We start from the raw sequence: 26338 nt of genomic DNA on the forward strand, positions 1-26338 counted from the left end.
TTTTTTATACCTGAGGTTTTTGTGCTGACATTATCGGCCCTATCGTCGGCAAGCCTGCTACAGGTGCACGGCAAGCAGGTCACTGGGCCTGATCAGGTACGACCTCCAGCACCCGAATCCTATCCGGCTGCGGATACTGCCACCTGACCTGCACATCCCAGAACTTCACCCCGTAAATCCGCTCCGGCGGCGGTACCTGATAGGCCGGCCGTGGGTCTTGGCCCAGGCACTGTTCGATCAGCTCGATCAGCGGCTCACCCAAGCGCAAGGCGTGATTCCGGGCCTGCAGCAAGGCGTTGTCGGACCATTGCACGGCAATGGCTTCTGGCGCGTCGCCAGCCATGCGGTTGTGGGCTTCGGCAATGCTGTCGGCATACGGTACATAGGGCTTGATATCCAGCACCGGTGTGCCGTCGAGCAGGTCGATCCCCGACAACAGCAGACGCCCAGGCTCCACGGCTTCCAGGCGAACCACCGACTGGCCGATGCCATTGGGCCGGTGGGTGGCGCGGGTGGCAAATACCCCCACGCTTTTGTTACCGCCCAGACGCGGTGGGCGCACCTTTAGGCGGGGCTTGTCCTCCAGCGCTTGGTGAAACAGAAACAGCAGCCACACATGGCTGACCTGTTCCAGGCCAGCTACCGCCTCGCCCTGGTCGAACGGCGGCAACAACTCCAGCACGCCCCGCGCGGCGGGTGCCAAGCGAGGCTGACGGGGGATGGCGAACTTTTCCTTGAAGCAGGAGTGGACGATGCCGATAGGTGAGACCGTATGCTGCATGGCCAATCAGCCGCGCACGCGCAAGGTCAGGCCCTTGAGGAAGTTGCGCAGCAACTGGTCGCCGCAAGGGCGGTAGTTGTCATGGCCGACCTTGCGGAACAGGGCACTGAGCTCGGGTTTGGAAACAGGGAAGTTGACCGATTTGAGTATCGCGTGCAGGTCATCTTCCTTGAGCTCGAAGGCCACCCGTAGCTTCTTTAGAATGGTGTTGTTGGTCACCGGCAGCTCGACGGGCAGCGGCGGGCGGCTGTCGTCCTTGCCACGGCGGTAGATCACCAGTCCGTCGAGGAAATGCGCCATGACGCGCTCGGGGCAACGTACGAAGCCTGCCTCGTCTTCTTTCTTCAGGTAAGTGGCGAGCACCACCGGGTGCACTTCGAGGCCGGACAGCCCGATGATCTCGGCCATCTTGGCGTCGTTCACCTTGAGCATGTAGCGCAGGCTGCGCAAGACGTCGTTGTGGTTCATTGTCGCTAAATCCTGTTCAAAGCCACGCCAAGGGCGTGGCGCTTTGCTTAGAAACGTTCGGTGCTGGCCAGGTAGCGCCATTGGCCCAGCGCCAGCTTGCCCATGGATACACCGCCCACGCGAATGCGGCGCATGCCGAGCAACTCCAGGCGCAGGTAGGCGCACAGTTCGGCGATCTGGCCAGGTTGCGGGTTCTTCAGGGCCATGCGTAGGTGGGTCTCGTTCTGCCAGCTGGCCTTGGCCCTGGGCAGTTCCCGGTCATTGCGGGTGGCGCCACGGGCCAGGCGTTCCAGTGCCTGGGGCGTGGTCTGGCCGCGCACTTCGATGATGTACTCTTGCTCCATGCGGCGCAGGTCGGCGTCGATCTTGCGGGTCACCCGCCAGTCCTGGGTGAATACCTGCAAGCCACTGGCGCCGCGCTCGAGCGGCGCGATACAGGACAGCCGGGCAAAGTGCCCGTGCAAAGGGCGCACGCCTTCGCGGTGGGCTTCGCTGAGGTTGCCCATGTTGATGCTCGCACGAGCGGTCTCGCTGTCCAGGGTGGCCGGCTGGTTCATCAGCAGTGTCACCGGCTCCAGCGTCTCGGCCCGCGCGCCTGGCAGCAGTTCGATGCGCTGGCTGTCGACCTTGAACTGAGGCTGCTCGACCACCACGCCATCGACCGTGACCCAGCCACCTTCGATGTACAGCTCGGCTTCGCGGCGTGAGCAGCCGAGTTGCTCGATCAGGCGTTTGGACAGGCGGACGGGTTCAGACATGGCTGTAATTCGCAAAAACGGGGAAAGGCGACCATTGTACCTGCCTGCGCACTCCAGATGATGGGAATCTATGTCAATTCCGCCATTTCGGAAGCGTCGCACGCTCTGGTTGTCTTGTGTCCTAGGATGCGGTGCGAATCAGCTTCATGTGCAGCAGCGGGTAGGGCTGCCCCAGTCCGTCGGTTTCCGAGCGACCGACTACTTCGAACCCCTCATGCAGGTAGAAGCCCAGTGCCTGAGGGTTCTGCTCGTTGACATCCAGGCGTTCGGCATTCAGTTCTTCGATGGCGTAGTGCAGCAGCCGCTTGCCTACGCCGATGCCGCGACTTTCCGGGGCGACGAAGAGCATATCGACCTGGCCATTGGACACGCCGGCAAAGCCCAGGATACGCTGCCGGCGGTCTTTGCAGCAGATCAGCATCACGGCATCGAGGTAGCGACGCAGGACGTGCTCACGCAACAGCAGGATGTAGGATTCGGGCAAAAAATCGTGGGTGGCGCGCACAGATGCTTCCCAGACCCGGACAAGCTCGGGGTAGTCGCTCAAGTGCGGTGTGTGTAGCGTCATTGCCGGTGGCATCGCGGGGATCCTCAAGGTCCATTGAGATCACCATAGATGCAAAAAAATACCCCGCCAGTCGGCGGGGTATTTTTCGGTGCATTGCCTTAGAGGGGCTCTGCCCACATGTCGTATTCGTCGGCGTCTACCACACGGCAACGAACCTTGTCGCCCGGCTTGAAGCCGTGGTCGCCATCGATGAACACGCTGCCGTCGATTTCCGGAGCATCGAAGAAGCTGCGGCCGACCGAGCCTTGTTCTTCGACTTCATCGATCAGCACGTCGATTTCCTTGCCGATGCGCAGTTGCAGACGAGCCGCACTGATCGCCTGCTGGTGAGCCATGAAGCGGTCCCAGCGCTCTTGCTTGACGTCGTCAGGCACTTCTTCGAGGCCCAAATCGTTGGCCGGAGCGCCTTCGACAGGCGAGTACTGGAAGCAGCCGACGCGGTCGAGTTGAGCTTCGGTCAGCCAGTCCAGCAGGTATTGGAAGTCCTCTTCGGTCTCGCCTGGGAAGCCGACGATGAAGGTCGAGCGGATCACCAGTTCGGGGCATTGCTCGCGCCAGCTCTTAATGCGCGCCAGGGTGCGGTCTTCGAAGGCCGGGCGCTTCATCGACTTGAGCACCTTGGGGCTGGCGTGCTGGAACGGGATGTCCAGGTACGGCAGGATCTTGCCAGCGGCCATCAGTGGGATGACATCGTCGACGTTCGGGTAGGGGTACACGTAGTGCAGGCGCACCCAGGCGCCCAGGCTGCTCAGGGCCTCGCACAGCTCGAGCATGCGGGTCTTGACCGGGCGACCGTTCCAGAAATCGGTCTTGTACTTGACGTCGACGCCGTAGGCGCTGGTGTCCTGGGAGATGACCAGGATTTCCTTGACGCCCGCCTTGACCAGGCGCTCGGCCTCGCTCAGCACCTCACCCACCGGGCGGCTGACCAGCTTGCCGCGCATCGATGGAATGATGCAGAAACTGCAGCTGTGGTTGCAGCCTTCGGAAATCTTCAGGTAGGCATAGTGACGTGGGGTCAGCTTGACCCCTTGCGGCGGTACCAGGTCGATCAGCGGGTTGTGGTCCTGGCGTGGTGGTACCACTTCATGCACGGCATTGACCACCTGCTCGTACTGCTGCGGACCGGTGACCGACAGCACGCTCGGGTGCACATCGCGGATGTTGCCTTCTTCGACGCCCATGCAGCCGGTGACGATGACCTTGCCGTTTTCCTTGATCGCTTCGCCGATCACTTCAAGCGACTCGGCCTTGGCGCTGTCGATGAAGCCGCAGGTGTTGACCACCACGACGTCGGCGTCCTCGTAGGTGGGCACGACTTCATAACCTTCCATGCGCAGCTGGGTCAGGATGCGCTCGGAATCGACCAGGGCCTTGGGGCAACCCAGGGAAACAAAGCCGACCTTCGGCGTGGCGGGAGTGGTGGACATGGCTAACCTCGGTATTGAAACAGGCCACCCCGGCCTCTGGCGGGGCGATCCAGGCGGGCGTTTTTGGCGCCTCTGATCAAAAAGTGCGCAATTCTAGCGAGCGCGAGGTCGCTTGACCAGCAGAAATACGACGAACGCTGCGCTATGCTTCGCGCCGTTGCGTCCGGGTCTGTGCAGGGCCCAGGCGTGGGAGTGAATTCTATTGGCCTTCGGGGCCGTCTGCGGGAGTGGTCGATGGTTCAGGCAAGCAGTCACGCCGAGGGCGGGCACGGCGAGAAACAGGGCGCGGCTCGGTCGCTGGGCCTGCTCGTGGCAGCTGTTGGGGTGGTCTATGGCGATATCGGCACCAGCCCTTTGTACACACTCAAGGAAGTCTTCTCCGGGGGGTATGGAGTGCCGGTCAATCACGATGGGGTGCTGGGCATCCTGTCGCTGATTCTGTGGTCGCTGCTATGGGTGGTGTCGTTCAAATATGTGATGTTCATCCTGCGTGCCGATAACCAGGGGGAGGGCGGCACCATGGCCCTGACGGCGCTGGCGCGGCGGGCCACGGCGGCCTATCCGCGGTTGCGCACGCTGATGGTGGTCAGTGGCCTGATCGGGGCTTCGCTGTTCTATGGCGACAGCATGATCACTCCGGCAGTGTCGGTCCTGTCGGCGGTCGAAGGCATGGGCCTGGCGTTCGAAGGCATCGACCACTGGGTAGTGCCGATTTCGCTGGTGGTACTGGTGGCGCTGTTCCTGGTGCAGAAGCATGGCACCGACAAGATCGGCAAGCTGTTCGGTCCGATCATGGTGACCTGGTTCGTGGTGCTGGGAACGCTGGGGATTTATGGCATCTCGCAAAGCCCTGAGGTGCTCAAGGCGGTCAATCCGGGCTGGGCGGTGAACTTCTTCATCGTGCACCCGGGCATGGGGGTCGCCATTCTCGGCGCGGTCGTGCTGGCACTGACCGGGGCCGAGGCACTGTATGCCGACATGGGGCATTTCGGCCGCAAGCCGATCGCCCGCGCCTGGTTCGCTTTGGTCTTGCCAGGCTTGGTGCTCAACTACTTTGGCCAGGGCGCCATTTTGCTGCAGAACCCCGAGGCCGCGCGCAACCCGTTCTATCTGTTGGCGCCAGGCTGGGCGCTGCTGCCTTTGGTCGGGCTTGCGACCTTGGCGACTGTGATCGCCTCGCAAGCGGTGATTTCCGGAGCCTTCTCCCTGACGCGCCAGGCGATCCAGCTGGGCTATATCCCGCGCATGCAGATCCAGCATACGTCCAGTCACGAGCAGGGGCAGATCTACATCGGTGCGGTCAACTGGACGCTGATGGCCGGCGTGGTAATGCTGGTGATCGGTTTCGAATCCTCTGGCGCCCTGGCTGCAGCCTACGGTGTGGCGGTGACGGGCACCATGCTGATGACCACGATTTTGGTGTCGGCCGTGATGCTGCTGCTTTGGAAGTGGCCGCCGGTGCTGGCCGTGCCGATTCTGCTGGGCTTCCTATTGGTGGATGGGCTGTTCTTCGCCGCCAACGTGCCGAAGATCGTCCAGGGCGGTGCGTTCCCGGTGCTGGCGGGCGGGGTGTTGTACCTGCTCATGAGCACCTGGAAGCGTGGCAAGCAGATTCTGGTGGACCGTATCGACGAAGGCGGCTTGCCGCTGCCGGTGTTCATCAGCAGCATCCGCGTGCAGCCGCCGCACCGCGTCGAGGGCACCGCGGTGTTCCTGACGGCGCGGCCTGATGCAGTGCCTCATGCCTTGTTGCACAACATGCTGCACAACCAGGTGCTGCACAGCCAGGTGGTGCTGCTGACCGTGGTCAGCGAAGACCGGCCAAGGGTGCCGGAGCAGGAGCGTTTCGAGGTGGAGGCCTACGGCGATGGGTTCTTCCGCGTGTTGCTGCACTTTGGCTTCATGGACGAGCCCGACGTGCCTGAAGCGCTGAAGCTGTGCCATCTGGATGAGCTGGATTTCAGCCCGATGCGCACGACGTACTTCCTCAGCCGTGAAACGGTCATCGCTTCGCGCCTGGAAGGGATGTCGCGCTGGCGGGGCAACCTGTTCGCGTTCTTGCTGAAGAATGCCAACGGCAACCTGCGATTCTTCAACCTGCCGTTGAACCGGGTGATCGAGTTGGGGACTCAAGTCGAGATCTGACGCGCATCGCGGCCTTGCGTAGCAGCCCTTCTGGATGCAGGGAGGCTGTGATCAGGGGCCGCTTTGCGGCCCATTCGCGACACAAAGCCGCTCCCACGGTAATCCTGTGGGAGCGTGGCTACGCCTCAGTTCTGTTCAGCGACGCTGGACTTGCCCTGACGGGTCTCGATCTCGCCGATCAGGCGCTTGGCCAAGGCCGGGTAATTTTCGTCGAAGTGGTGCCCGCCTGGCAGTTTCAGGCGCTCGCCCACGGCAGTCTTGTCGGTGCAACCACTTTCGTCGGTCTCTTCAACACCATAGACGCACACTACCTTCGACGCTGGCAGCTTGGCCATTTCCGGCCCGGTCGGCGCTTCCTGACCTTCCTTGCCCAGCCAGCCTTCGACTTCGATTTCGAAGCTGCCACTGCGGGCGAACGCCAGCAGAACCACGGCATCGACTCGCTGCTGATCCTCGACAGGCAGGCGGTTGTAAATGGCTGGCAGCACATCTGCGCCGAACGAGTAACCGGTCAGCACGAAGCGCTTGGTGCCCCATTTCTGACGGTAATGCTGCATCAGTTCGGACAGGTCGGCGGCACTTTGCTCCGGGGTCTTGTGCTGCCAGTAGTAACGCAGCGTGTCGATACCGACCACAGGGTAGCCGAGCTTGGCCATCTCACCCGCCACGTCGCGGTCGAGGTCACGCCAGCCGCCATCGCCCGAGAGGAACAGGGTCACGGTATCGGTGGTTTGGCCAGCCGGGACTTCCACCACCGGAATGGCAAGCGCGTTACCGTCGCGACCGACCAATGCCTGGGTCAACTGCGTCTTGAGTACCTGCGGCAGATGGATGTCGTAATCGCTGATGCTGGTCTCGGCATTGGCCTGGTCGCGCACGAACGCAGCGCTGGCGTCATCGGGGTTGTCGTTCCAGGCTACGTTCCAGTGACCGTGGGCCGCAGACTTCGGCAGGGCAGTGGCACAGCCCGGCTGTTCGAGGCTGAAGTCGACGGAGATGGCGCGGGCCTTGTCATCGCTCTGACTGGCCAGCCAGCGCCAGGCTTGAGCCGCACCCGGGCCAATACCGGCAACCAGGGTCGGCTTGTCGGACAGTTGGCTCAGGGCCTGGTCCATCGCCTGTTGCTGTTTCGCGCAGTCGCTCGGCGGCAGAATCACTTGCACCAGTTGCGCTTCGCCAGCCTGGCTGAGGTCCAGCAGTTGCTTGCCGGTCAGGGCTTGGTCCTGGGGTACGCCGATGGCGACCCTGGCCTTGGCGTGAACCCCCGGAGTTACCCGGGTCATGCTGGTGCCGTCCAGGGTCAGCTGTTCAAGGCGCGCCTCGGGCGCCGGGCGAGCCCATAGCCAGAAGGCCAGGGCGCCGCACAGCGCGGCCAGCAGCAAGGGAACCAGTACGTACAACCAATAGCGTCGGATCATCAACGTTTCACCAATCCAGTCAGGCCGCCGGCAATCAGGGCGGCAGTGTCAGCCAGTGCCACCAGCGGGTCGAGCCCGGCCGGCACGGCCATGTAACGGGGTTCCCAGTCCGGTTGGAACTTGTCCTTGAAGCGCCGCAGACCCTGGAAGTTGTAAAGCTGCTCGCCGCGGCGGAACACCATCGAACCCAACCGCTGTGTCAGCGGGGCGCCACGGCGCGGTTGCAGGCCGGAAAGCGGAACCATTCCCAGGCTGAAGCGTGCATAGTCTCGGCTTTTGTAATGCAGGATCAGACCGATCATCATGAATTCCATGGTCAGCTTCGGCGCTTCGGGGTGAGCGCGCATCAAGTCCAGGCTGGCCAGTTCGTTACTGTGGGTTTCCAGCAGGTTGGCGAAGGCCACCGGCCGGCCCTGGAAGCGAATCAGGGCGATACGGAAGTGCTGCAGGTACTCGGCGCTGAAGCGCCCGAGCGAGAAGCCTTTCTCGCGCACGTTCTTGCCGCCGAGCCAGGCGTCGGAAATCTCCTTCAGTTCAGCCAGGGGCGCTTGGCCGGGTTCGTGGATTTCCAGGCTCAGGCCATCGCGGCCGCCGCGGTTCCACGTGTAGCGCAGGTCTTTCATTTCCTTGCCTTTGGCTTCGAGGTCAAAGCGGCGCAGGTCGACCCTGGCCTCTTCGCCGAGCTTGAGCGCGGTCAGGCCGATATCCATATAGAAGGGCAGGTTCTCCGCTCGCACTTGGTAGAACACTGGGCGGGCATGATGGAGGTCGCACAGGTCGCGGAACTGCCAGATCATTTCGGCGCGCTCTTGCGCAGGGCCAATGGGGTCGTAAAGGGCCACCAGGCTGCGACCACGGCGCGCATACATCAGGAAGGCCTTGTCGCTTGGGTGGAACAGCAGCGCCTTGTCGCCAGTCAGGGCCAGGCCTCCGTCGGGTTGGTCGGAGGCCAGCAGAATCTGGTGGGCGCGCTGCAGTTCATCATCATCTGGCAGGTGGATCACTGGGCGGGCAGTGCGCAACAGCCAGGTCAGGGCGACGATCACCAGCAGTACCGCACTGCCCATCGCGGCGCGAAGACCACGCGGGGCATCGGCGTCCAGGGTGAACTGCCACCACAACTGGTGGCTGTAGGGCACATCCTGATAGGCGAACAGCAGCAACCAGACCGACGCTCCGACCACGCAGGCACTGGCTACCAGGTAGATTGGCGAGAATGGCAGTTCCAGCAAGCGGCTTGGGCGGTAGAACGAGCGACGGAACAACGCCAGCAAGGCTGCGGTCACGGTCAGCAGGCTCGCTTCTTCCCAGTCGAAGCCCTTGAGCAACGATAACAAGGCACCGACCAGCAGCAACACAGTGGTCAGTAGCCAGGCGGCCGACAGTCGGCGCCGCAAGCCTTGGGCCAGCAGCAGGCACAGGACACCGATCAGGCTGGCGCCAAAGTGCGAGGCATCGATCAGTCGGTGAGGTACGAGGAACCCCATATGTTCGAGGCGGGTGTCGATTTCCGGTGTCGCACCGGAGAACAGCAGGACCACGCCGGAGAGGAACACCAGGATCGCCAGGATCGGCGCCGCCAGCCCGGAGGCTGCCTTGATAGCCTGCTGGGCGAACAGTAAGCGACGGGCTTCGTTGGCCAGCAGCAGCACGCATGCCATCAGCAGCGGCAGCACGACATAGATCAGGCGGTATAGAAGCAGCGCCGCCGCCAGGGGCGCTGCGCCCAATTGATCAGCGAAGGCTGCCAGCAGAATCGCTTCGAAGACGCCGACGCCACCCGGTACGTGACTGAGCACGCCTGCGGCCAGGGCCAACAGGTACACCAGCACGAACGCGCCAAATGGCGGAGCCTCTGGAAGCAGTAGATAGAGCACGGTGGCTGCCGCAGCGACGTCCAGGGCGGTGATCAGCAACTGCAGCAGCGTCAGGCGAGCCCCGGGCAGGCGCAGTGTACGGCGTCCGACTTGTACCAGCAGGTTGTCGGCCAAGGGTTGTTCGGCCTGGCGTCGGCGGTATAGCCCGATGACCAGCACGACGGACGCGGCCAGCACGGCAATCGCGATACCTGCCAACAGTGTTGGCGCCATATGCAAGGCGGTGGCTGCGGCAGAGAGGTCGCTCAAGGTGGCCAAGGCTGCCAGGGGAGGCAGCGCGCAGCCAAGGGAGAGACTGGCGAACACCGTCATCCGCGCAACTTCCCCGGCACCCAGCCCCTGGCGCGCATACAGGCGGTAGCGCACCGAGCCGCCAGACAGCATCGACAGGCCGATGGCATTGCCAATCGCAAACGCACTGAAACCACCCAGCACCAAAGTGCGTAGCGGCAGTTTCACGGCTGCGTAGCGGCTGGCCGACCATTCGTACCCGAGCAGGATCACGAAGCCCACCACGGTGGCCACGAAGGCGCCGAGCAGCGCACGGGTCGGCACGCTGAGCATGGCATCGTGCAAGGCATAGATGTCGAGTTCGCTCAACAGGTGCCGGCAGGCGATCAGGCCCATGGCGAACAGCAACAAGGTCACCGCCAGCCCGATGGGTTGGCGATAACGGCTTATGCGCTCCAGCCAGGTCAGCTGGTGCGCGGCGCTGGGTAGGGCCGAGGCGATGGTAGCCTGAGGCTCAGGGTTGCGGGAGGTCATGGGGTACCCCGTGCACACAGCGCGAGGTGGGGGAAAGGTGCGGCCAAGAGAAAGTCCCTTTGGAAAACGTATCCAGATATTACTCCGGGCGACGTCGCTTTTAGCCGTCCGAGCGGGTTAAAGATAGTTCATCCAATACACGGGGCCTGGCCGTAGGGGGGGGTAAGGCGGGGAATTTCCTGGAGGGGAAAAGCAACAAACCCCGCGCTGCTGTTAAACAGGCGGGGTTTGTTCTGACGAATATGGTTGCGGGAGCCGGATTTGAACCGACGACCTTCGGGTTATGAGCCCGACGAGCTACCAGGCTGCTCCATCCCGCGTCAGTGGTGCGCATTCTACAGTTTCGCGGACGGCTGTCAAGCATTAAGCATTGATTTTTCGTCATTTTTCTTCCGCGCCTTTTTCAAGGGCCAAAGAAAAAGGCCACTGTGTGAACAGTGGCCTTTTCTCGAATCTGGTTGCGGGAGCCGGATTTGAACCGACGACCTTCGGGTTATGAGCCCGACGAGCTACCAGGCTGCTCCATCCCGCGCCTGTGAGATCGAATTCTACGGATTTGCTTCCCTATGTCAAGCTGTTTCGTGAAAAAAACCTTTTTTGTTCAATCTCTTAGCGTATGCAATGAGTCCGCAGCTCAGGATTGACGTGGCTTTCAGCCCGATTGGCCGGTCTTGTCGCATGCGGGCTGTTTCCATAAGGGGCGCTTACGCTACTATCTGTATGAATTTACAGTGCCGATGGTAGGCCATGTCCCAGCGCAAGATCATTCACATCGACTGCGATTGTTTCTATGCCGCAATCGAGATGCGTGACGACCCGAGTCTGGCGGGGCGCCCCATGGCGGTAGGGGGGCAGCCCGAACAGCGGGGGGTGATCGCCACCTGCAACTACGAGGCCCGCGCCTATGGCGTGCGTTCGGCCATGTCCTCGCGGCATGCACTCAAGCTGTGCCCTGACCTGCTGATCGTCAAGCCGCGCTTTGATGCCTACCGCGAGGCCTCGCGCGAGATCCACGCCATTTTTCGAGACTATACCGAGCTGATCGAGCCGTTGTCGCTGGACGAGGCCTATCTGGATGTCAGCGACAGCCAGTGGTTTTCCGGCAGCGCTACACGGATTGCCGAAGATATTCGTCGGCGGGTCGCGCGCACCTTGCACATAACGGTTTCGGCGGGTGTGGCGCCGAACAAGTTCCTGGCCAAGATTGCCAGTGACTGGCGAAAGCCCAATGGACTGTTCGTCATCACTCCAGATGAGGTGGAGGCTTTCGTCGCCGCTTTGCCGGTGGCCAGGCTGCATGGCGTCGGCAAGGTCACAGCAGATAAGCTGGCGCGCCTGGGGATCGACACATGCGATGACCTGCGGGATTGGTCGCGACTTGCGCTGGTGCGCGAGTTCGGCAGTTTCGGCGAGCGGTTATGGGGGCTGGCGCGCGGTATCGACGAGCGGGCAGTGCACAACGACAGTCGCAGGCAGTCGGTCAGTGTGGAGAACACCTACGACACCGACCTGCCTGACCTCGCCAGCTGTCTTGAACGGTTACCTGAACTGTTGGCCAGTCTGAATGAGCGAATCGCCCGAATGGACAGCAGCTATCGACCGGACAAACCTTTCGTGAAGGTCAAGTTCCATGACTTTAGCCAGACCACCCTGGAGCAGGCGGGGGCGGGCAGGGATCTGGAAAGTTATCGGCAGTTGCTGAGCCAGGCTTTTGCCCGTGGCGGAAAGCCGGTGCGTTTGCTGGGGGTAGGGGTGAGGCTGCGGGACTTGCGAGGGGCCCATGAGCAGTTGGAGCTGTTCCCAGGGCCGTGAGCAATGCAGTGTCGGCCAACCTCGTGAAAGCGGCCTTGCGTCACGATAGAGCTCCTGTGTAGCCCTAACGCGACGCAAGGCCGCTTTCACGGAGTCGAGCGTCTGGCTTTTTTAGCGGTATCTGGAGAGGCCGGTTTATCAGCGATGCTTTATTACTGCACGCCCGGATCTGCCACCAACCGGCCGGTAGCCTTGGTCAGCGCTTGCAGGAACTCCTGTTGCAGCTCCGGATCGTTGCGGGTCAGCTCGATCAGGCTCTGCTCCATTTCACTGGCCTCTTCTTCCAGGCCCAGCTCCGACAGGCGCTTGACCCGGTGTACCCACTGGCCGACGTCATCGTCTTCCAGGTCATCGAAAATCAGCTCATGGGCTTCGAGCAACTTGTTGCGCAGCGTGGCGCTGACCAACAAGCTGGCATCGCCACGCACGGCGTTCTCTTCATCAGCCACATGCAGGTGCAGGGTGCCGACGTGGTTGAGGTGCTGCTCGGAGAACGGGCTGTCCAGCAGGTTCAGGCGCAAGACGCCGTTTCTGTCGGTGGTCAGCTCGTGGGTTTGCTTGCCAGCCTTCACCTCGACCAGGCGTTCACTCCAGGGCATGCTGGTGAACTCTTCACGTTTGCCCTTCTGCACTTCGCTGATGCCTGCAAGGTTTTGCTGAGCACGACCATTGGACTGCACGTTCATGAACGGGTTTACCCCGGCCACGCCGTAGTTGAGCCAATCGTGCGTGACGCTGTCCGGCAGGTTGCCCAAGGCGAAGACGTTGACCACATTGGCGCCGATCCCGGCAACCACTGCCACCGCACCCAGCGGAATCTCGTAGATCTCCCGCCAGGGCTGGTAGGGCGTGTAGCGGTCATAGCGACGGGTGACTTCGAACTCGGTGACTTCGAAGCGCTTCTGCTCATTGACCCGAACGCGCCGTTGAGGCAGTTCCATCACCTTCGGCTCGCCGACATCGATCTGCAGACTGTGCTCGAGCAATTTGCGCTCGACGCGTTCCTCGTGCTCGCTGCGCTGGGACATCTGGTTGGCGCAGCCGCTGACCAGCAGGGCGCCGCACAAAGCGGCGCCCCCCAGGGTAAAGGTACTTCGCTTGGACATGATCACTCGTGCATTGGTTATCAGCGGCGAACGCGGGCCTGCAGGAAGGTCAGCACTTCATTGAGCGGCAGTGCCTGAGCCTCTTGCTCGGTGCGGTGCTTGTACTCCAGGTTGCCTTCGGCCAGGCCGCGATCGCTGACGACGATGCGGTGCGGGATGCCGATCAGCTCCATGTCGGCAAACTTGATGCCTGGGCTGGTCTTCTTGTCACGGTCGTCCAGCAACACTTCGAAGCCGGCAGCCGTCAACTCGGCGTACAGCTTGTCGGTTGCCTCGCGAACCACATCGGTTTCGTAGCGCAGCGGTACCAGGGCGATCTGGAACGGGGCCAGGGCGTCGTTCCAGATGATGCCCTTGTCGTCATAGCTCTGCTCGATGGCCGCGGCGACCACGCGGGACACGCCGATGCCGTAGCAGCCCATGGACAGGGTGACCGGCTTGCCGTTCTCGCCCAGTACCTGGCACTTGAGCGCCTCGCTGTACTTGGTGCCGAGCTGGAAGATGTGACCCACTTCGATACCGCGCTTGATCACCAGGGTGCCCTGGCCGTCCGGGCTCGGGTCACCTTCGACCACATTACGCAGGTCAGCGACCTGCGGGACGGGGAGGTCGCGCTCCCAGTTCACGCCGAAGTAGTGTTTGTCGTCGATGTTGGCACCGATGCCGAAATCACTCATCAGGGCGACCGAGCGGTCGATGATGCACTCCATCGGCAGGTTCATTGGGCCGAGCGAGCCAGCACCGGCGCCAATGGCCTCGCGCAGTTCGGCATCGGTGGCCATGACCAGCGGGTCGGCAACCTGTTCCAGCTTGGCGGCCTTGATTTCATTGAGCTCGTGGTCGCCACGGACCACCAGGGCGACCAGTTTGCCTTCCTCGGCACCGCGGACGATCAGGGTCTTGACGGTTTTCTCGATCGGCAGGCCGAAGTTGTCCACCAGATCCTTGATGGTCTTGGCATTCGGGGTGTCGACCAGGCGCAGTTCTTCAGTTGGCGCAGGGCGCACGGTTTCGCGCGGGATGGCCTCGGCCTTCTCGATATTGGCTGCGTAATCGGAAGTGTCGCTGAAGATCACGTCGTCTTCGCCGGACTCGGCCAGTACGTGGAACTCGTGAGAGTAGCTACCACCGATAGAGCCGGTGTCGGCCTGCACTGGGCGGAAGTCCAGGCCCAGGCGAGTGAAGATATTGCTGTACGCCTGGTGCATGCGGTCGTAGGTTTCTTGCAAGGAAGCCTGGTCGGCATGGAACGAGTAGGCGTCCTTCATGATGAACTCGCGGCCGCGCATTAGGCCGAAGCGCGGGCGGATCTCGTCACGGAACTTGGTCTGGATCTGGTACATGTTGAGCGGCAGCTGTTTATAGCTGGACAGCTCGTTACGGGCCAGGTCGGTGATGACCTCTTCGTGGGTCGGGCCGACGCAGAAGTCACGATTGTGGCGGTCTTTCAGGCGCAGCAGTTCAGGGCCGTATTGCTCCCAGCGGCCGGACTCCTGCCACAGCTCGGCAGGTTGGATGCTTGGCATCAACACTTCCAGGGCCCCAGCAGCGTTCATTTCCTCGCGGACCACGGCCTCGACCTTGCGCATTACCCGCAGGCCCATCGGCAGCCAGGTATACAGGCCGGAGGCCAGCTTGCGGATCATGCCAGCGCGCAGCATGAGCTGGTGGCTGATGACCACGGCGTCGGCAGGGGTTTCTTTTTGGGTGGCGAGCAAATATTGACTGGTGCGCATGGTGAGCCGTGTCGATTGCCTGAATGTGAAATGACCCCGCATTGTACGGGGGCGAAACGAAAGCGTACAGAATGCAGCACTGGCTGGCAGTTGTCAGCCAAGAAAAAACCCGGCATGTGCCGGGCTTTTTCAATTGCGAAGCGCTGTTGGCCGAAGCTTACAGGATGCTCAGCGGGTACTCGAGGATCAGGCGCAGGTCGTTGTTGTCCGAAGCGTAGTCGGCGTTGTACGCGTTGTTTGCACGGTAAACGGCGTAGCGTACGCGGAAGGACAGGTCTTTGGCCGGGCCTTCCTGAATGACGTACTTGGACTCGACGTTGAGCTCGTGTTCCTTACCTTCGGTGTTGGAAGTAGTCTCGATGTTGTCACCGTAGACGTAACGGGTCATGAAGCTCAGGCCAGGTACGCCGTAGGAAGCCATGTTCAGGTCGTAGCGAGCCTGCCAGGATTTCTCTTCGGCACCGACGAAGTCGGAGATCTGGATGGAGTTGGACACGAAGACAGTGCCGTTACCATCGACGCCATACAGGTAGCCGGTGTCGCCGCTGGAGCGCTGGTAGGCCAGGGTGAACTTGTGGCCGCCCAGGCTATAGGCAGCTGCAAGGCTCCACAGTTTGTTGTCCAGTTCGCCGTAGAGTTTCTGGCCCTGGTCCTTGGAGCGATAGCCGTTGAAGTCGAAGTTCAGCGCTTGGGTATCATCGATCGGCAGGGTGTAGTTGAGGTTGATGTACTGCTTCTTGAAGTAGTCATCGACATCAGAGGCTGCCAGGGTACCGACGAAGTTGTCGGTGAAGGAGTAGGTGGCACCGGCAATGTTGGCCGACGTCAGGCCAGGCGTGTGCTTGCCGTTGATGCTGTCCTTGCCCATGCCGGTTTGCGAGCTCAGCGCGGTGAAGCGACCGGCGCTCAATTCCAGGCCCTTGATCTCCTTGCTGGTGATCAAGGTGCCTTCCGCCACTTCTGGCAGCAGACGGCTGTCATCGGTCGCGAACACAGGACTTGCGACGAACTGGCGGCCATACTTCAGGGTGGTGTCGGAGAGGCGGAACTTGACGGCTGCGCCGCCTTTGCCTTGCGAATCTTCCGGGTGGCCGTCGCTGTCGGTGCGGAACAGGCCGTTACCGGCAGTGCCTTTGCCGCCATCGAACTTGACGCTACCCATGGCCATGAGGTCAACGCCCACGCCGATGGTGCCCTGGGTGAAGCCGGATTCGAAGGTGCCCAGCAGCGATGCGCCGCTGTCTTCGCGGTGGCCGCTCTTGAAGCCGCTGGAGCGGGTTGGGTCGGCAATGTTGCCTGCACCGTGCTTGAAGTCGCGGTTCATGTACATGGCGCGAGTCTTAAGGTTCAGCGAACTGTCTTCGATGAAACCTTTTGCTTCGTCTTGCGAAGAGGCTACGGCGAACTGCGAGGTCCCTGCCGCAACGGCCAGGGCGATCATGCTCCACTTCATCACGCGCATCGTGATTTGCTCCTTTGGTTTTTAGGAAGAGTACCGCTGTGCCCAAGTTTTTTAGTTATATGGGACAGCTCTTTCTTGTTATGTCGGCGAAAATGTATAGCACGCTGACTGTTGTTGGCGATATGGGAATAAACATCCTTTCGGTAACGTTACGCCCATGTCGCTTCTAGGTAGTTCCATGTCGCAAATCACGCCTCCCCAAGTGAGGCGTACAACGCCAGCGCTGTTTCTGTCACCGTAATCGATCTGTAATAAGAAAGTCCGGTTCGAGAAACTCCCTGGTGCCTCCAATGCCGCTGTTGTTATTTGTCGCGTCCACCCGGTCAATGCAGGTGTCGTGCCGACTTGGCGTGAAGGGAATGCAACAACCGTGCTCAAAATTCGCAACGCTTCATGAAATTTTCACAAAATCCCCGGGCAAGGGGCGCGAAGTCCCGCAAATACGGGGCGGTATCGGGGTGGGTGGTCTACCGCCGAAGCACGTCGGCAAATGCCCAAAAGCTGCCTTAAAAGTCAATGTGTTACCGCGGACTGTTCAAGTTGAGTCGTTTGCGTGGGGGGATGTGTGGTGGAATCCACATTTTCGGCATCATTTTGGTGCGAAAAGTAGCGCAGTGTTACCGCAAGCGTGCAAAGGTGGCTCGTCCGTGAACCGAAAGTGAGCGCAATTCGAGCCGTTGCATGTCCAAAGGGGCGAAGCAGGGTATCCTCTGCGCAGGTTTTCCCGCATTCGACGGGGCTGTTTTCTTAGGAGGTTTGCCGTGTTCGTCCTGGATTCGCGTTTGCAGCAGGATTCCCTCGTGCTGGGGGATTTCCCATTGTCCCGTGTGTTGCTGAGCAAGGATGCCAATTACCCTTGGTTCATCCTGGTGCCACGGCGCGAAGGTGTGAGCGAGCTGTTCGACCTCAGCACCGATGAGCAGGCCCAGTTGTGGAAGGAAACCACCTACCTGGCTGAAGTCCTCAAGGATGAGTTCGCTGGCGACAAGATGAATGTGGCCACGTTGGGTAACGTGGTCAGCCAGATGCACATGCACGTCATCGTACGCCGCCATGGCGATGCAGCCTGGCCGGCGCCGGTGTGGGGCAAGGTGCCTGCGATCGAGCACGGCCCAGGGCAGGTCGACGCCATACGCCAGCGCCTGCGTGCGCGGCTCGATGATCAATACCAGGAGGCCTGAAATGTCTGCCGAATCGCGCATCATCGAGCTGGAGACCCGTCAGGCGTTCCAGGATGACACCATTCAGGCATTGAATGATGTGGTGGTCGAGCAGGGGCGGGTGATCGAGCGCCTGCAGTTGCAGATGGCCGAGCTGATCAAGCGATACGAAGAAATGGTCGGGCAATATGGTGGTGAAGGCGAAGAGGCGCCTCCGCCACATTATTGAAGGGCGGCCCTGGGGTGGCCAGGGCCGTGCACGGTCAGCGGCGGGTAACCGCGACCACGTCTTCGGCTTGCAGGCCCTTGTCGCGATGCATCACCGAAAACTCCACGCGCTGGCCTTCGACCAGAATGCGGTGGCCCTCGCCACGAATGGCGCGAAAGTGGACGAAGATGTCATCGCCCGAATCGCGGGAGATGAAGCCAAAGCCCTTCGAGGTATTGAACCACTTGACGGTGCCGGTATCGCGCTTGCCGCCTTCCAGGGGCGCCTGCTGGGTGCTGCGGGCTTTGCGGCCGCTGCGCGCGAAGCCAGCGGCCAGGTGCAGCGCGACGGCCAATGCCGCACAGACCAGGGCGGCCAGGTTGCCCATTTCCGGGCGTGCCAGCAGCGTCAGGGTCTGCAGCACCACGGCCACCACCAGCAGGGCGCAGGCCAGGTGTTGCAATTGCTGGCGAGCGCCTCGGTAGTACAGCGGTACGACCGGGGCGAGCAGCAGGTTGAGCAGGCCGAGCAGGGCGAGGTAGACCGCGTCGGGTTGTTGCAGGAAAGGTGTTGCATCGGTTTTCAGGCCAGGTATGAGCGACAGCAGCAAAGCCGCTACGCCCGTCACCAGATGGACGATCTTGAACATGGGTTGGCTCACAGTTGATAAGGCCGATCACAGGAAGAGCTGGCGGCACGGTGCGCATGAGGTGTAGAGCGCGAACACGTGGCAGGCCAGCCTATGCACCCGGCAATGACAATCCGCACGGGTGGCACCGTGCCTATTTAACAGCAAAGGCGGGGGCTTCTCAAACCGAGGGCGGTTGCCGTCGATCCATTGCCTTGTGTCACATGCGGGTTGGGGAAAGTGTTGGTACAGTGTTTCGGGCCCGCTTGTTCAACAAGCCATCATGGAAAAGGGGAACTTCATGGCAATCGATATCGGTATCTCTGAAGAAGATCGCAAATCCATCGTCGAAGGGCTTTCTCGCCTGTTGTCGGATACCTATGTGCTGTATCTGAAAACCCACAACTTTCACTGGAACGTCACCGGCCCGTCCTTCCGCACGTTGCACCTGATGTTCGAGGAGCAATACAACGAGTTGGCGCTGGCCGTCGATTCGATCGCCGAGCGCATTCGTGCCTTGGGCTTCCCTGCGCCCGGTTCCTATGCCTTTTACGCGCGACATTCGTCGATCAAGGAAGAAGAGGGCGTGCCAGCAGCGGACGAAATGATCCGGCAGCTGGTGCAGGGTCAGGAGGCGGTGGTGCGTACGGCGCGCAGCATTTTCCCGGTGGTGGACAAGGTCAGTGACGAGCCGACCGCCGACCTGCTGACTCAACGGATGCAGGTGCACGAGAAGACGGCCTGGATGTTGCGGGTGCTGTTGGACGGTAAATAGTCGTCTTATTGCGTCGGAATCCTGATAAAGCCCGGTTGTGCCCAGCGCAATCGGGCTTTGGCGTTTTGGCGGGAAACCCTTGCCGCTGCTTAGCGGTGGGTGTCGCGGGCTTCATTGGGGCTGAGTTCCCGTGGCAGTGGAGTGACCCGATGCAAGACACGATGCAAGCGATGAAGCGAGGGGGTAATCAAGGGCGCTGGCCAGGTCGGCAGTGCGTCGACCCGTTCAAGGCCGATTTCGACATGTTGCAGATCCAGCCGGTGTCCCGTTCGGTAAGGCTCAACGGATTTTCCACCTGCTTGCGCCTGGAGGCGGTCTACTGGCGCATCCTGGAGCGGATTGCCGCAGCCAATGGCTGTTCGGTCAGTGCTGTGCTGTCGTACGTGGACCGCGAGGTGCACCTGCGTCAGGGCGGGGTGAGGAACTTCAGTGGCCTGATTCGGGTGATCTGCGTCGCCTGGCTGCTTGAGCCGCCGAGCGGACGCTGATCGCCGGGCGGGCTGCGCAGCGCCTGTTAACCATATATAATCCCGCTTTTTGCTGCCCCGGCAGCCTGCGTTGTGGTTGACGAGAGACATCCATGCCCCTGTATGACTATCAATGTGAATCCTGCGATCACCGGATGGAGGTGTTGCAGAAGATCAGCGCCGCGCCGCTGACCGATTGCCCGGCGTGTCAGGCGCCTGCGTTGAAGAAGCTGCTGTCGGTGCCCGGTTTCCGCCTGAGCGGTAACGGTTGGTACGAAACCGACTTCAAGACCGGGGCAAAAAAGAATCTGGCAGGCGGCGACAAGGCCGACTGAGTTGAATTGCAGTAGTCGGGTCTTGCAGTATTAGCCCTCTGGGCGGTCAAGACCTCCACCGAATACACGAATCACGAGAAGCGAAACCACCATCATGATGCGCAGCCATTATTGCGGCCAACTGAACGAGAGCCTGGACGGCCAGGAAGTCACCCTTTGCGGCTGGGTCCATCGTCGCCGCGACCACGGCGGGGTGATCTTCCTCGATATCCGTGACCGCGAAGGCATGGCTCAGGTCGTGTTCGACCCGGATCGCGCCGAAACCTTCGCCGCTGCCGACCGCGTGCGCAGCGAGTATGTCGTGCAGATCACTGGCAAGGTACGCAAGCGTCCGGAAGGTGCGGTGAACGCCAACATGGCCTCCGGCGCCATCGAAATCCTCGGCTACCAGCTGAATGTGCTCAACGAAGCGGAAACCCCTCCCTTCCCGTTGAACGAATACTCCGACGTGGGCGAGGAAACCCGTCTGCGCTACCGCTTCATCGACCTGCGTCGTCCGGAAATGGCCGACAAGCTGCGCCTGCGTTCGCGCATCACCAGCAGCATTCGTCGCTTCCTCGACGAGAACGGCTTCCTCGACGTCGAAACCCCGATCCTCACCCGAGCCACGCCGGAAGGTGCGCGCGACTACCTGGTGCCGAGCCGTACCCACGCTGGCAGCTTCTTTGCCCTGCCGCAGTCGCCGCAGCTGTTCAAGCAGCTGCTGATGGTGGCCGGTTTCGACCGTTACTACCAAATTGCCAAGTGCTTCCGTGACGAGGACCTGCGTGCCGACCGTCAGCCGGAATTCACCCAGATCGACATCGAAACCAGCTTCCTGGACGAATCCGAGATCATGGGCCTCACCGAGAGCATGATCCGCAAGCTGTTCAAGGAAGTGCTGGACCTGGAGTTCGGCGAGTTCCCGCACATGACCTTCGAGGAGGCCATGCGTCGTTACGGTTCCGACAAGCCAGACCTGCGTATTCCGCTGGAGCTGGTCGACGTTGCCGATCAGCTCAAGGACGTCGACTTCAAAGTCTTCGCCGGCCCGGCCAACGATCCGAAGTGCCGCGTGACCGCCCTGCGCCTGCCTGGCGGTGCCAGCATGCCGCGCAGCAAGATCGACGAGTACACCAAGTTCGTGGGCATCTATGGTGCCAAGGGCCTGGCGTACATCAAGGTCAACGAGCGTGCCAAGGGCGTCGAAGGCCTGCAGTCGCCAATCGTCAAGAACATCCCTGAGGCCAACCTCAACGTGATCCTCGATCGCGTGGGTGCGGTCGACGGCGACATCGTGTTCTTCGGTGCCGACAAGTTCAAGATCGTCAGCGAAGCCCTGGGCGCGCTGCGTATCCGCCTGGGCCACGACTTCGAGCTGCTGACCTGCGAGTGGGCGCCGATGTGGGTGGTCGACTTCCCGATGTTCGAAGAGAACGAAGACGGCAGCTTCACCGCGTTGCATCACCCGTTCACCGCGCCGAAGTGCACCCCTGAAGAGCTCGAGGCCAACCCGGCCGGCGCGCTGTCCCGTGCCTACGACATGGTGCTCAACGGTACCGAACTGGGTGGCGGTTCGATCCGTATTCACCGCAAGGAAATGCAACAGGCGGTATTCCGCCTGCTGGGTATCGAGGCGGCAGAGCAGGAAGAGAAGTTCGGCTTCCTGCTCGACGCTCTGAAGTTCGGCGCACCGCCACACGGTGGTCTGGCCTTCGGTCTGGACCGTCTGGTCATGCTGATGACCGGCGCCCAGTCGATCCGTGAAGTGATCGCCTTCCCGAAAACCCAGAGCGCCGCGTGCGTCATGACCCAGGCCCCTGGCATGGTCGATGCCAAGGCACTGCGCGAGCTGCACATCCGTCTGCGCGAGCAGACCAAGGTCGAGTAAGCGGACCGCGGGCGCACCCGCAGGGTTGCGCCCATGCGCTTTTGCGCAAGATCACACGCGTTCCGCCCTACGGGGCGGAACTTGTTTCTGTATCAAGGATTTTGGAGTCGATATGGCTGGTCATTCCAAGTGGGCGAACATCAAGCACCGCAAAGAGCGCCAGGATGCCAAGAGAGGCAAGATCTTCACCAAGTGGATCCGCGAGCTGACGGTCGCCGCCAAGCAGGGCGGGCCTGATCCGGCCTCCAACCCGCGCCTGCGTCTGGCGTTGGACAAGGCGCTGGGCGCCAACATGAGCCGCGACATCATCGACCGGGCCGTGGCCCGTGGTGCTGGCACCAACGAAAGCGACAACGTCGAAGAGCTCAGCTACGAAGGTTATGGCCCAGGTGGCGTGGCCATCATGGTCGAAGCCATGACCGACAATCGCAACCGCACCGCAGCGGCCGTTCGCCATGCCTTCACCAAATGTGGCGGCAACCTCGGTACCGATGGTTCGGTCGCGTACCTGTTCGAGCGCAAGGGGCAGATCAGCTTTGCCCCTGGCCTTGACGAGGATGCCCTGATGGAAGCGGCCATGGAGGCCGATGCCGATGACGTTGTGGCCAACGAAGACGGTTCGTTCGATGTGTTTACCTCGTTCAACAGCTTCTATGCCGTGCGTAACGCCTTGGAGGAAGCTGGCTTCAAGGCCGCCGATGCCGAGATCGTGATGCAGCCGACCACCAGCGCCGAACTGGACCAGGACGGGGCCGAGAAGGTGCTCAAGCTGATCGACATGCTCGAAGACCTGGATGACGTACAGAACGTCTACTCCAATGCCGAGATTTCCGAAGAGATCCTGGAAAAACTTGGCTAAGGTGTCCTGGGCATCCGGGCCAGGCAGGTAGCTTTATTGGGGCCGCTGTGCAGCCCATCGCTGGCTTGCAGTGATGGGGCGCGCAGCGGCCCCAATGGTGTTTAAACATGGGCTTTGTACGACAGGCACTATGACTCTGATTCTTGGTATCGACCCCGGCTCGCGGATCACCGGTTACGGCGTGGTACGCCAAACCGCGCGTGGTTGCGAGTACGTGGCGTCGGGCTGCATCCGCACCGGCAGTGGCGAGCTGCATGAGCGATTGCAGATCGTCTTTCGTGGTGTCGGAGAAATCATCGCCCAGCACGGCCCGGTGACCATGGGGATCGAGCGGGTGTTCATGGCTCGCAATGCCGACTCGGCGCTCAAGCTTGGCCAGGCCCGTGGCGCGGCGATCGTTGCCGCCGCCGAGGCGGGTCTGGAAATCGCCGAGTACAGTGCCACCCAGGTCAAGCAGGCCGTTGCCGGTACCGGGGGGGCAAACAAGGAGCAGGTGATGATGATGGTCATGCATTTGCTCAAATTGACCCAGAAACCGCAGATCGATGCATCCGACGCACTGGCCATCGCCTTGTGTCATGCCCATACCCGCTCCAGCCTGGTGCCTCACGGCTTGGCGACGGCTCGGCGGCGTGGTGGACGCTTGCGTCTGTAAGCACTTCATGCGCTGATACACATTTTGCTCGGGTGAAACGTTCACCCGCTGCTTTTGCTGATAGGGTTGTGCGGTCTTTGATCGGCTCCCCGAGAGGAAGGATCGGAACGTGATTGGACGTTTGCGCGGCACCCTGGCGGAAAAACAGCCGCCGCACCTGATTATCGATGTCAATGGCGTGGGCTATGAGCTCGAAGTGCCGATGACCACCCTGTACCGTCTGCCCAAGGTGGGCGAGTCGGTCACCGTGCATACCCACCTGGTGGTGCGCGAGGATGCGCACCTGCTGTATGGGTTTCATGAAAAGCGCGAGCGTGAGCTGTTTCGCGAGCTGATTCGTCTCAATGGCGTAGGACCGAAGCTGGCGTTGGCCTTGATGTCTGGCCTTGAGGTTGACGAACTGGTGCGCTGTGTCCAGGCCCAGGACGCTTCGACGCTGGTGCGGGTGCCCGGCGTTGGCAAGAAGACCGCCGAGCGCTTGCTGGTCGAGCTCAAGGACCGGTTCAAGGCCTGGGAAACCTCGCCTGCGATGTTCACGCTCGTCTCCGATGGGCCGGTGTCGGTCAGCAGCGCCAACAACGCCGAGGCCGATGCGGTCAGTGCGCTGGTGTCTCTGGGCTACAAGCCTCAGGAGGCGAGCAAGGCGGTATCCGCCATCAAGGACAAGGCTGGCCTGAGTAGCGAAGAGCTGATTCGCCGTAGCCTGAAGGGGATGATTACCAAGTGATCGAAGCCGACCGCTTGATCGCCGCCACTGGCCGCGACCGTGAAGAAGTCCAGGACCGGGCGATTCGCCCGCTGCGGCTGGATGAATACATCGGCCAGCCCGTCGTGCGCGAGCAGATGTCCCTGTTCATCCAGGCTGCTCGTGGTCGCCACGAGTCGCTGGATCACACCCTGATTTTTGGTCCGCCCGGGCTGGGCAAGACCACCCTGGCCAATATCATCGCCCATGAGATGGGCGTATCGGTCAAAAGTACCTCGGGCCCTATTCTCGAACGGCCGGGTGACCTGGCAGCCATGCTGACCAACCTTGAACCTCATGACGTACTGTTCATCGACGAAATCCACCGGCTGTCGCCAGTGGTCGAAGAAGTGCTGTATCCGGCCATGGAAGACTTCCAGCTCGACATCATGATCGGCGAAGGGCCTGCCGCCCGCTCGATCAAGCTCGACCTGCCGCCGTTCACCCTGGTCGGTGCCACCACCCGTGCCGGCATGCTCACCAACCCGCTGCGCGATCGCTTCGGTATCGTTCAGCGTCTGGAGTTCTACAGCAACCAGGACCTGGCCACCATCGTCAGTCGGTCGGCCAGCATCCTCGGGCTTTCGATCGAGGACCAGGGTGCCTTCGAAATTGCCCGGCGTGCCCGTGGCACGCCGCGTATCGCCAACCGACTGCTGCGCCGGGTGCGCGACTACGCCGAAGTGCGTGGCAAGGGGCAGATCACCAAGGCCGTGGCCGACTTGGCGTTGAACCTGCTGGATGTCGACGAGCGTGGTTTCGACCACTCCGACCGCCGCCTGCTGCTGACCATGATCGAGAAGTTCGACGGCGGCCCTGTGGGCGTGGACAACCTGGCGGCGGCCATCAGCGAAGAGCGCCACACCATCGAGGATGTGCTCGAGCCTTACCTGATCCAGCAAGGCTATATCATGCGCACCCCGCGCGGGCGCGTAGTCACGCGGCATGCCTACCTGCATTTCGGTCTGAACGTGCCCGGAAGGCTGGGGGAGGGGGGCGATTATTGCGAGCCAGGCGATGAATGACAGATCGAATCCCGCTTTTCGTGGTCCTACCGCTGGCATGCCGCAGGGTTGCTGGCAATCAGACATTATTTAAGAAAAAACAGTTGCTACAGCGGATTGGCAAGCTGAGGAGTAAGCACTAGAGTATGCGCGCGCAAAATGGCCTGGAACCGTTCGCACACCGTTGTCGCGTCTATTACGAGGACACCGATGCCGGTGGCGTGGTGTATTACGTCAATTATCTGAAATTCATGGAGCGTGCGCGCACGGAGCGGTTGCGCCACCTGGGCTTTTCCCAGGCGCAGCTGGCCGGAGAAAACCTCCTGTTCGTGGTCCACTCCAGCGAAGCACGCTATCACGCGCCGGCGCGCCTGGACGACGAGCTCCGGGTCACCGCGCAAGTACTTGAACTCAATCGCGCCAGTCTGCGTTTCGTACAGCAGGTCTGGCGGGAAAAGGATGAAACGCTGCTCTGCGAGGGGCAGTTCCTGGTGGCCGCCGTGCGCGCCGACACTTTCAAACCCCGGGCCATTCCCCCAGAGCTGCGTGACGCCTTCCTGGCGGACGGCACGGGTACTCAATCGAATGCAGGAGAATAAGCGTGGAAGCTAACGTCGTCGACCATACCTCCATGTGGAGTCTGGTCAGCAATGCCAGCATCGTGGTGCAGTTGGTCATGCTGGCCTTGGTGGCTGCCTCGGTCACTTCATGGATCATGATCTTCCAGCGCAGCACCATGCTGCGTGCCGGTCGTCGTGCGCTGGATGCTTTCGAGGAGCGTTTCTGGTCGGGTATCGATCTGTCCAAGCTCTATCGCCAGGCTGGCAGCAACCCCGATCCTGACTCCGGTGTTGAACAGGTCTTTCGTGCCGGTTTCAAAGAGTTCTCGCGTCTGCGCCAGCAACCTGGCGTCGACCCGGATGCAGTGATGGAAGGCGTTGGCCGTGCCATGCGCGTTGCCATCTCCCGTGAGGAAGAAAAGCTCGAGCAGAGCCTGCCGTTCCTGGCCACCGTCGGTTCCACCAGCCCGTACATCGGCCTGTTCGGTACCGTATGGGGCATCATGAACTCCTTCCGTGGCCTGGCCAGCGCCCAGCAGGCCACCTTGGCCACTGTCGCTCCTGGTATCGCCGAAGCCCTGATCGCCACCGCAATCGGCCTGTTCGCCGCAATTCCCGCGGTCATCGCCTACAACCGTTTTGCTGCCCGCAGTGAAGTGCTGATCGGCCGTTACTACACCTTCGCCGACGAGTTCCAGGCGATCCTGCACCGTAAAGTGCACACCAGCGAAGAGTAAGCAGGTAGA

General features: G+C 61.5%; 25 protein-coding genes and 2 tRNA genes. 14 read left to right on the forward strand and 13 right to left on the reverse strand.

The annotated features are described in order from the left end of the window. Window positions 1–79 precede the first annotated feature (79 nt). The 5 genes from tsaA to rimO form a co-directional block, all read right to left on the reverse strand. Window positions 80–781, reverse strand: a complete 702-nt coding sequence (gene tsaA, locus C4Q26_RS18260; RefSeq protein WP_104883377.1) for a tRNA (N6-threonylcarbamoyladenosine(37)-N6)-methyltransferase TrmO — start codon at window positions 779–781, stop codon at window positions 80–82. A 6-nt stretch (window positions 782–787) separates the two neighbouring features. After that, a complete protein-coding gene (locus C4Q26_RS18265) occupies window positions 788–1249 on the reverse strand; it encodes a DUF1456 family protein (RefSeq protein WP_027907394.1) in 462 nt (153 codons plus the stop codon). 47 nt (window positions 1250–1296) lie between these two features. Next, on the reverse strand, window positions 1297–2007 hold the full coding sequence (locus tag C4Q26_RS18270; protein ID WP_023381930.1) for an rRNA pseudouridine synthase: 711 nt from the start codon (window positions 2005–2007) through the stop codon (window positions 1297–1299). 121 nt (window positions 2008–2128) lie between these two features. After that, complete coding sequence (locus C4Q26_RS18275; protein ID WP_023381929.1) at window positions 2129–2587, reverse strand: GNAT family N-acetyltransferase; 459 nt, start codon at window positions 2585–2587, stop codon at window positions 2129–2131. Between the two features lie 86 nt (window positions 2588–2673). After that, window positions 2674–4005: a 30S ribosomal protein S12 methylthiotransferase RimO gene (rimO, locus tag C4Q26_RS18280; RefSeq protein WP_023381928.1), complete on the reverse strand. Its 1332-nt coding sequence runs from the start codon at window positions 4003–4005 to the stop codon at window positions 2674–2676. 234 nt (window positions 4006–4239) lie between these two features. Here rimO and C4Q26_RS18285 point away from each other — a divergent pair, with 234 nt between their 5' ends. Further along, window positions 4240–6150 (forward strand): potassium transporter Kup, encoded by a 1911-nt coding sequence (locus tag C4Q26_RS18285; RefSeq protein WP_104881355.1) that lies wholly within the window; start codon window positions 4240–4242, stop codon window positions 6148–6150. A 125-nt stretch (window positions 6151–6275) separates the two neighbouring features. Here the strand turns inward: C4Q26_RS18285 and C4Q26_RS18290 are convergent, their stop codons facing one another. The 4 genes from C4Q26_RS18290 to C4Q26_RS18305 form a co-directional block, all read right to left on the reverse strand. Next, on the reverse strand, window positions 6276–7568 hold the full coding sequence (locus C4Q26_RS18290) for a virulence factor family protein (protein WP_023381926.1): 1293 nt from the start codon (window positions 7566–7568) through the stop codon (window positions 6276–6278). Further along, window positions 7568–10210, reverse strand: coding sequence for a bifunctional lysylphosphatidylglycerol flippase/synthetase MprF (mprF, locus tag C4Q26_RS18295; RefSeq protein ID WP_027907395.1), 2643 nt, complete (start codon window positions 10208–10210; stop codon window positions 7568–7570). Before mprF ends, C4Q26_RS18290 begins: the two co-directional genes overlap by 1 nt. Window positions 10211–10453: 243 nt before the next feature. After that, a tRNA-Met gene (locus tag C4Q26_RS18300) sits at window positions 10454–10530 on the reverse strand. Between the two features lie 135 nt (window positions 10531–10665). Further along, window positions 10666–10742: transfer RNA gene (locus C4Q26_RS18305), tRNA-Met, on the reverse strand. A gap of 215 nt (window positions 10743–10957) precedes the next feature. On the opposite strand from C4Q26_RS18305, the gene dinB reads away from it, so the two are divergent. Continuing rightward, window positions 10958–12022, forward strand: coding sequence for a DNA polymerase IV (gene dinB, locus C4Q26_RS18310; protein WP_104881356.1), 1065 nt, complete (start codon window positions 10958–10960; stop codon window positions 12020–12022). 152 nt (window positions 12023–12174) lie between these two features. On the opposite strand, the gene C4Q26_RS18315 is transcribed toward dinB, so the two are convergent. The 3 genes from C4Q26_RS18315 to C4Q26_RS18325 all read right to left on the reverse strand — a co-directional run bounded on the left by C4Q26_RS18315 (window position 12175) and on the right by C4Q26_RS18325 (window position 16326). Continuing rightward, entirely contained in the window at window positions 12175–13128 is a 954-nt protein-coding gene (locus C4Q26_RS18315; RefSeq protein WP_023381923.1) for a lipoprotein, read from the reverse strand. Between the two features lie 20 nt (window positions 13129–13148). Next, a complete protein-coding gene (locus tag C4Q26_RS18320; RefSeq protein ID WP_023381922.1) occupies window positions 13149–14864 on the reverse strand; it encodes a proline--tRNA ligase in 1716 nt (571 codons plus the stop codon). A 157-nt stretch (window positions 14865–15021) separates the two neighbouring features. Beyond that, window positions 15022–16326: an OprD family porin gene (locus tag C4Q26_RS18325; RefSeq protein ID WP_023381921.1), complete on the reverse strand. Its 1305-nt coding sequence runs from the start codon at window positions 16324–16326 to the stop codon at window positions 15022–15024. A gap of 761 nt (window positions 16327–17087) precedes the next feature. On the opposite strand from C4Q26_RS18325, the gene C4Q26_RS18330 reads away from it, so the two are divergent. Together C4Q26_RS18330 and C4Q26_RS18335 are read left to right on the forward strand one after the other, a co-directional pair. Further along, window positions 17088–17507: an HIT domain-containing protein gene (locus tag C4Q26_RS18330; RefSeq protein WP_104881357.1), complete on the forward strand. Its 420-nt coding sequence runs from the start codon at window positions 17088–17090 to the stop codon at window positions 17505–17507. Window position 17508: 1 nt separating this feature from the next. Further along, window positions 17509–17715 carry a SlyX family protein gene (locus C4Q26_RS18335; protein WP_023381919.1) on the forward strand — a complete coding sequence of 69 codons (207 nt, stop codon included), beginning with the start codon at window positions 17509–17511 and terminating at the stop codon, window positions 17713–17715. 34 nt (window positions 17716–17749) lie between these two features. On the opposite strand, the gene C4Q26_RS28595 is transcribed toward C4Q26_RS18335, so the two are convergent. After that, window positions 17750–18343, reverse strand: coding sequence for a cold shock domain-containing protein (locus tag C4Q26_RS28595; RefSeq protein WP_027907399.1), 594 nt, complete (start codon window positions 18341–18343; stop codon window positions 17750–17752). A gap of 280 nt (window positions 18344–18623) precedes the next feature. Here C4Q26_RS28595 and C4Q26_RS18345 point away from each other — a divergent pair, with 280 nt between their 5' ends. The 10 genes from C4Q26_RS18345 (at window position 18624) to tolQ (ending at window position 26329) form a co-directional block, all read left to right on the forward strand. Next, the gene (locus C4Q26_RS18345) at window positions 18624–19097 is read left to right on the forward strand and encodes a Dps family protein (RefSeq protein WP_023381917.1); all 474 of its coding nucleotides are present in this window, start codon (window positions 18624–18626) and stop codon (window positions 19095–19097) included. A 161-nt stretch (window positions 19098–19258) separates the two neighbouring features. Beyond that, a complete protein-coding gene (locus C4Q26_RS18350) occupies window positions 19259–19585 on the forward strand; it encodes a ribbon-helix-helix domain-containing protein (RefSeq protein ID WP_104884056.1) in 327 nt (108 codons plus the stop codon). A 92-nt stretch (window positions 19586–19677) separates the two neighbouring features. Beyond that, window positions 19678–19899, forward strand: coding sequence for an FmdB family zinc ribbon protein (locus tag C4Q26_RS18355; protein WP_023381915.1), 222 nt, complete (start codon window positions 19678–19680; stop codon window positions 19897–19899). 94 nt (window positions 19900–19993) lie between these two features. Next, complete coding sequence (aspS, locus tag C4Q26_RS18360) at window positions 19994–21769, forward strand: aspartate--tRNA ligase (RefSeq protein WP_027907400.1); 1776 nt, start codon at window positions 19994–19996, stop codon at window positions 21767–21769. A 112-nt stretch (window positions 21770–21881) separates the two neighbouring features. Then, on the forward strand, window positions 21882–22628 hold the full coding sequence (locus C4Q26_RS18365) for a YebC/PmpR family DNA-binding transcriptional regulator (protein WP_023381913.1): 747 nt from the start codon (window positions 21882–21884) through the stop codon (window positions 22626–22628). A gap of 130 nt (window positions 22629–22758) precedes the next feature. Further along, a complete protein-coding gene (gene ruvC / locus C4Q26_RS18370; RefSeq protein WP_004375291.1) occupies window positions 22759–23283 on the forward strand; it encodes a crossover junction endodeoxyribonuclease RuvC in 525 nt (174 codons plus the stop codon). Between the two features lie 109 nt (window positions 23284–23392). Then, window positions 23393–24010, forward strand: a complete 618-nt coding sequence (gene ruvA, locus C4Q26_RS18375) for a Holliday junction branch migration protein RuvA (protein WP_104881358.1) — start codon at window positions 23393–23395, stop codon at window positions 24008–24010. Further along, window positions 24007–25053: a Holliday junction branch migration DNA helicase RuvB gene (gene ruvB, locus C4Q26_RS18380; protein ID WP_023381911.1), complete on the forward strand. Its 1047-nt coding sequence runs from the start codon at window positions 24007–24009 to the stop codon at window positions 25051–25053. The genes ruvA and ruvB overlap by 4 nt, the downstream gene beginning before the upstream one ends. 125 nt (window positions 25054–25178) lie before the next feature. Then, window positions 25179–25631 (forward strand): tol-pal system-associated acyl-CoA thioesterase, encoded by a 453-nt coding sequence (ybgC, locus tag C4Q26_RS18385; protein WP_023381910.1) that lies wholly within the window; start codon window positions 25179–25181, stop codon window positions 25629–25631. 2 nt (window positions 25632–25633) lie between these two features. After that, window positions 25634–26329 carry a protein TolQ gene (gene tolQ / locus C4Q26_RS18390; RefSeq protein WP_023381909.1) on the forward strand — a complete coding sequence of 232 codons (696 nt, stop codon included), beginning with the start codon at window positions 25634–25636 and terminating at the stop codon, window positions 26327–26329. Window positions 26330–26338: the final 9 nt, after the last annotated feature.

This window comes from Pseudomonas sp. SWI44, assembly GCF_002947915.1.
GTDB lineage: Bacteria > Pseudomonadota > Gammaproteobacteria > Pseudomonadales > Pseudomonadaceae > Aquipseudomonas > Aquipseudomonas taiwanensis.